This is a genomic window from Stackebrandtia sp. (assembly GCF_035643755.1).
Lineage (GTDB): Bacteria > Actinomycetota > Actinomycetes > Mycobacteriales > Micromonosporaceae > Stackebrandtia.
In genome coordinates this window covers 1-4,895 of sequence record NZ_DASQPW010000316.1, presented here as the reverse complement: position 1 = coordinate 4,895, position 4,895 = coordinate 1, and the positions used below count along the sequence as shown (strand labels likewise).

6 protein-coding genes and 1 pseudogene are annotated in these 4,895 nt (G+C 71.0%); 2 read left to right on the top strand and 5 right to left on the bottom strand.

The annotated features are described in order from the left end of the window. The 5 genes and pseudogenes from VE172_RS25600 to VE172_RS24775 all read right to left on the bottom strand — a co-directional run. Positions 1 to 139 (bottom strand): annotated as a pseudogene (locus VE172_RS25600) (alpha/beta fold hydrolase); the annotation flags it as partial. A 125-nt stretch (positions 140 to 264) separates the two neighbouring features. Next, the gene (locus VE172_RS24790; RefSeq protein ID WP_324804691.1) at positions 265 to 1,314 is read right to left on the bottom strand and encodes a hypothetical protein; all 1,050 of its coding nucleotides are present in this window, start codon (positions 1,312 to 1,314) and stop codon (positions 265 to 267) included. 67 nt (positions 1,315 to 1,381) lie between these two features. Next, positions 1,382 to 2,044 (bottom strand): response regulator transcription factor, encoded by a 663-nt coding sequence (locus VE172_RS24785; protein WP_324804690.1) that lies wholly within the window; start codon positions 2,042 to 2,044, stop codon positions 1,382 to 1,384. After that, the gene (locus VE172_RS24780) at positions 2,041 to 3,177 is read right to left on the bottom strand and encodes a sensor histidine kinase (protein ID WP_324804689.1); all 1,137 of its coding nucleotides are present in this window, start codon (positions 3,175 to 3,177) and stop codon (positions 2,041 to 2,043) included. Before VE172_RS24780 ends, VE172_RS24785 begins: the two co-directional genes overlap by 4 nt. Before the next feature lie 116 nt (positions 3,178 to 3,293). Next, the gene (locus VE172_RS24775) at positions 3,294 to 3,524 is read right to left on the bottom strand and encodes a hypothetical protein (protein WP_324804688.1); all 231 of its coding nucleotides are present in this window, start codon (positions 3,522 to 3,524) and stop codon (positions 3,294 to 3,296) included. Here VE172_RS24775 and VE172_RS24770 point away from each other — a divergent pair. Together VE172_RS24770 and VE172_RS24765 are read left to right on the top strand one after the other, a co-directional pair. After that, the gene (locus tag VE172_RS24770; protein ID WP_324804687.1) at positions 3,496 to 4,113 is read left to right on the top strand and encodes a hypothetical protein; all 618 of its coding nucleotides are present in this window, start codon (positions 3,496 to 3,498) and stop codon (positions 4,111 to 4,113) included. The genes VE172_RS24775 and VE172_RS24770 overlap by 29 nt on opposite strands. 404 nt (positions 4,114 to 4,517) lie before the next feature. Continuing rightward, a partial coding sequence (locus VE172_RS24765; protein ID WP_324804686.1) for a hypothetical protein occupies positions 4,518 to 4,895 on the top strand: 378 nt, incomplete at its 3' end.

Here is a 4,895-nt window from a genome sequence, read left to right as displayed (position 1 = left end):
GGTCGGGGTACAGGCGGCGGTAGCCCTCCCGCCTGGCGAACACGGGCTCGAGGCACCCCGTCATGAGCCGATGGTCGACGGGCCAACCGTGCAGGGCCAGGACGGGGGTGCCGGTGCCGTGCTCAACGTGATGCAGCATGGTGGATTTATAGCACTTGGTCGAGACGGCGATGGGCGTGTTGAGCTGCGAACGTGACGCACGACGCGGACGTGCGGGAGCCGCCGTACGCGAACCCGAGGGCGCGTGCGGCGGCAAGGTGGGGGTCAGGAGGTGGCGGGTTCGATTGGCGTTCTTGGCCTTAGCCCGCGGGCGTAGGCCGTCAGCAGCACCGCCGTGGCCAGCGCGAGCGCCCCGAGCGCCACCGAGTCGGCGATCGTCTTGGTGCTGGCGATGATCCCGAAGACGTTGTGGGCCACCAGGGCCCAGCCGATGGCGGCCAGGGCGTGGGCGGGTGTCCACTGTGTTGATCGGGACCAGCGGCGCAGCGACCATCCGATCAGGACGGCGATTGCGGCGGCCACCGCCATCGGGACGAAAACCATGGCGCCGTGGGTGAAGAACGGCTGTTTGGATCCGCCGAACGGGAACAGCAGGGCCAGGAAGCCGAACGCGGCGACTCCGCTGGTCGCGCCGACGAGCAGCGGGCGAGGCACCGCGTGTGTCGACAGTGGGCGTGGGGGTGCTCGTCGTGGCAGGACCGCCAAGGCGAGCACCGCGGCCGCCACGACGAGCACCAGAATCGTGATCACGGCCGCGGACGGCACCGCGTAGCCGGGGTCCTGCGCGGGCGGCACCGAGATTCGCAGCAGACCCACGCCGAGCACCGCGATGAAGCCCGTGACCACCAGGCCGAACCGTCCCATGTAGGGGGTCTTGCCGTGCTTGGGGAACAGCAGCTCCACCAGCGCGATAGGGATCGCCACGCTGAACACCATGTGGTACGGGAGATTCAGCTCGGTGTAGGCCGTGTTGACGCCGAACAGGCGCGGCGCCCAGTCGACGGCGTGGTACAGGTGGGGGCTGGTGAGGCTCTGTAGCGCCAGGCCCTCCTCGACGAGGCCGTAGGCGAACCCGAGGCACAGCACGCTTGGCCAGCCGCCGCCGAAGCGCCGCACCGCCTCGCGGATCAACACCACGCCCGCGCCGTAGATCGGGATGTACAGCAGCACCAGGAACGCCATCCGCAGCGGCACCGAACCCAGCCCGACCTCGGCGATCACGGGCGCCATCAGGGCCAGAACCACGGCGGCCCAACGCTTTCGGGGCGGTTTGTGCCCCTTGCGGACTTCGCCCGCTTTTACGTCGTGTGTCATGGATCCGAGGCTAAGGGCGTCTGCACCGCGAATCCTCGACCTTGGGATCGGTCTTCGATCTGCCCCTTCAGGCGGAGTCGCCCGGTCGCACCAGCCCCGAGTCGTAGGCGATCACCACCGCCTGGGTGCGGTTGGAGACGTCGAGCTTGCGCAGCACCGCCGACATGTGGGTCTTGACCGTGGCCGCCGCGACCTCCAGGCGCACCGCGATCTCCGCGTTCGACTCGCCCCGCGCCGCGAACCGCAGCACGTCCGTCTCGCGGCCGGTCAGGGCCGACAGGCTCGCCGGCCGCCTGCGGCGCTTCATGGTGGGCACGAACTGATCCAGCAGCCGCCGCGTCACCACCGGAGCCAGCAACGCCTCGCCGCGCGCCACCACCCGAATCGCCTCCACCAGGCCCTCGGCGGGCACGTCCTTGAGCAGGAAGCCGCTGGCGCCCGCCCGCAGCGACTCGTACAGGGACTCGTCGGAATCGAAGCTGGTCAACATGACCACCTGGGGTGGGCGCTCGGCCGCGGTGATCCGCCGCGTCGCCTCCACGCCGTCGACGTTCGGCATGCGGACGTCCATCAGGACGACGTCGGGTCGGGTCGCCTCGACCATCCGCACCGCCTCGTCCCCGTCGGGGGCCTCGCCCACCACGGACAGATCCTCGCGGGCGTCGATGATCATCCGAAACCCCGACCGCACCACATTCTGGTCGTCGGCGATCAGCACCTTGATCGTCATCGGTTGCCCTCCAACGGAAACGCCGCCATCACCGCGAAACCCCCCGTCGGTTCCGCCTCGGCACTCATCGTTCCACCCAGGCGCTCGACCCGCCGCCGCATCCCGACAATCCCGCGGCCCGAACCCGACGGGAGGGTCCGCTGCCCGTCGGTGCGCGCGGGACCCTCGTCGCGAACGCGCACCCGCAATCGACCGTCCGCCACGGACACCGACACCTCCGCGCGCTTGGACCGACTGTGCCGCAACGTATTCGTCAGCGACTCCTGCACCACCCGAAACGCCGCCAGGTCGACATCCCGAGGCACCTCCACACCATCCAACCCCGACACTCGCAAAGCGACGTCCAGACCCGCGACACCCATCGACTCCGCCACGCGATCCAGCGCGGACAAGCCCGAAACCACGGCCACGGCGTCATACCCGTCCAGCGCCCGCAACACCCCGCGCACCTCGCCGAGTGCCCGCCGACCCTGCTCGGCCACCTCGCGAATCGACAAGCGTGCACGATCCACATCGGATGCGAACGCGTCCTCGGCCACCGTGGCGTTCACCATCATCACCGCGATGCCGTGCGACAGAATGTCATGGATCTCCCCGGCGATCCGCGCCCGCTCCTCGGCGACCGCGCGGCTCGCCTCCGCCCGCCGCTGCACCGCCCGCGCCCTTCCCAACGCGCCCACGCTCCACGCCAGCGCCGCGGCCACCGCCCACGCCGCCGCCGCGTCCCACCGCCCCCAACGGATCGCGCCGCTGAGCACCACCACGCCGCCCAGGACCCACAGGGAAACCCGAGCGGGACGCAACCACGCGAAGCAACACACCGCGATCAACGCCGTCCCCGCCCCGGACCCGGGAAACATCAGCGTCTGCACCCCCGCCCCCAGCCCGATCGCCACCACGGTGACGGCCACGGGCCGAGCGTCCATCCACCACATCGCCCCCGTCTGGACCACCACCAGGCCCAGCGCGACGACCAACCCCACCGCCGTCGACAACCCCCGAGCCCCCACCGCCAGCACCCCGGGCGCCACGGCCGCCGCCGACACCACCATCAGCCAACCCCGGCCCGCCGCCGTCAACCGCGGCGCGTACCCACCCCGTTCACCCCGCTCGGGCGCCACAACCAGCCGCATGATGGCGACCGTACCGTTGATCGCCGCCACCGTGGCCCCCACCCGAACCCGAAGCGGGCCGCCGCCCGAAGGCAGCGGCCCGTCAACACAGCGGACTCGTCACAGCGAAGCGAAACCTAGGCCTCGTCCTCCCACCCGTACGTCGAGAACCGGGCCCCGGCGTCCCGCCGATCCGTCCGCTCGGGATACGCGGTACCCCGAATCACGTCGGGAACCACCCGCCCCTCGACCCCGTCGTACAGCTCGGTCCCGGGTCGCCTGTCCCGCTTCGACCTCCCCTCGCAGAACGCCTTGCGCCAGGCCCGACGCTTCGCCCACTTGCGACGCCGCTCCTCATTCGGATCCACGGGCACCGACGACTCCCGCCGCCCCAGCTTCACCGAACCCGACGGCGGCTCCGTCGACTGCCGCGGCCGCACCCGGCTCAACGAGAATGACGAATCCTTTCGCGACACCGACGTCACCACGCCCCGCCGCGTCAACGACCCCGCCTCGAACTCGGGCTCGTTGCGGACCACGCCCTTGTTGGCCCGCTCGCCGAAAACCCTTCCCGCCCTGGAGATCCGCGACGCGCTCACGCCCCGCCCCGAACCCTCGGCGGCCTCGCCGACCCCCGACCGAGCGCCCCGCACCACGCCAGGCACGGTCCGCCCCGCTCGGGTGCCGCTGTACATGTCCTCCTCGAACCCCGCATTCGGACGCCCCCGCGCCGCGCCGCCGCGCGCCGAACGCCCGCCGCCGAGCGTCTCCTCGGACGCCGCGCCGCGGCCCCCGCGACCGCTACTTGTCGGCTCCTCGGGCATCCCGCCGCGCGAGCCTCGCCCGCCGCGTCCTTTGCCCGTCGGCTCCTCGGACGCCGCCCCGCCCCGCCCCGATCGGGCGGGCGTCGTGCCCTTCCCGCTCCCCGTCAAGGGGTTCCGACCCGCGGCGGCCTGACGCTGGTTCGGCAACAGGCTGTTCTTTCCCATCCCGCCGCGCCCGCCCATCGGCGGCTCCTCACCGACCGCGCCCCCAGGTCTGCCCCCGATCGGCCGATTCATCCCTGGCGTCGGCCGAGCCCCGTTCGGCCCAGGCTCCCCGTTCGGCAACCCGCCAGGCCGCAACCCGCCGCCAGCGGGCGGCGCCACGGGCCTCACCCCACCGAAACCAGGCCCAGGGAATCCACTGTTGCCAGGCGAGGGTGTTCCGCCTGGGGTCGGCGTCGGCCCGCTGGAGTGCGTCGGCGTCGGGGCGGGAGTCCCGCTGGGACCCTGCAGGTCGGGCGATGGGTGATCGGAAGCGGGGGAGTGGTGGGTGGGAGTCGATGAGCCGCTTGCGTTGCTGGCGGCGGAGTTGAGCGAGTGGTGCCCGCCGCCAGAGGCGCCGACGCCTGCGCCACCAGACTGTATTTCGGGTGGATAGTAGGCGTGCTGGTAGTGGCTCAATGGACGTTTGGGGTTGCGGCCGTCCCACCTCGGACCCTCGAATTCATACGGCTCGATGGTCATGCCATTGGTGTCGGCGTAAGTGGAATTGGACGTGCCGAACTCGGAACGAGCTTCGTCCAGGGTGTCCTTCTTGGCCTGGACATACTCGTTCTCGCCCGTTTCGGGATTGTTCTGTGCCGACAAAGACTGCCGATGACTCTCGGCCAGGTCGTCGTGCTCCTTGAGCTCCTTGACCTTCGGCCACACCCGCTTGACCTCGGCGATGGTGTTCTCGGTGGCCTCCTTGTTCTG